Genomic DNA, 882 nt, shown 5'->3' with positions numbered 1-882 from the left:
AAGGCCGGTAGGTACGCGACCTTCCCGATTCAGGAAGATCGCGCCTCAGGGCTCAACGTCAGGGCTCAGCATCCCCCCATGCCTTTATCGGGCCGGGCCCGACAGACTCAGTTGCACTACCACCCGGCGGTTGGGCTCATTGCAGGCAATCTTCTGCTGCATCGTGCCGCTGCAGTCGGCGACCACCGGATCGGAATTGCCCGCGCTTTCCGCGGTGATCTTCTGCGCCGGAATACCCCGCTCGATCAGCATCCGGCGAACCGTCATCGCACGCTGCTCGCCAAGCTTCTGCGCCGCTGCGTCCGAGCCGATCAGGTCCGCGTGGCCGATCACCGTCACGGCTTGCAGCGAGGTGTTTTCCGCGCGAATCTGCTCAGCCAGATGTGCAATTGCCGCATGGCCTTTGCCGGTCATGTCGCGATTGCCAGACTTGCCGAAGGCGAACAGCGTGTCGCCCTTGAGCGTGTATTCTTTCGCCGCGACAGGCTGCGCCACCGGAGCTGCCGTCACGGGGATCGACGCAGGGTCACACGCCTCCACTGCCGATGCGCGGGAAAGCACGTGCATCTGGGCGCGCATGCCTTGCAACTGGGCTTCGGCTTCGTTGCGCGGCACCATGATCGGTGCGTCATTGCTGCCAGCCGGCCCGACCTTCACGAAGTAGGTCATGCCGCCCTTCAGTTCTGCGCCGGATCGCCCGGTGGTCTTGCCTTTGTACAGCGGCGCATCCTGAATGTAGGCGCCCAGCATGTGTCGGCCCGGCTTGACGCAGAAGATGCTGTAGCCATTGGGCAGCAATGCGGTCTGCAGTTCGCCATCAACGTAGACGTCGGCAGCGGCCGACCGGCCCGCACCCGCGGATGCATCACGGTAGTAGACGAT

General features: G+C 64.1%; 1 protein-coding gene. It reads right to left on the bottom strand.

Features of this window, described 5'->3' with window-relative positions; all coding sequences use genetic code 11:
* Nucleotides 1-84: 84 nt before the first annotated feature.
* A partial coding sequence (locus F6X37_RS35860; RefSeq protein ID WP_187614680.1) for an OmpA family protein occupies nt 85-882 on the bottom strand: 798 nt, incomplete at its 5' end.

This window comes from Paraburkholderia sp. 31.1, from assembly GCF_014397645.1.
GTDB classification, from domain to species: Bacteria; Pseudomonadota; Gammaproteobacteria; order Burkholderiales; family Burkholderiaceae; genus Paraburkholderia; species Paraburkholderia tuberum.
This window is presented reverse-complemented; position numbering and strand designations above follow the sequence as displayed.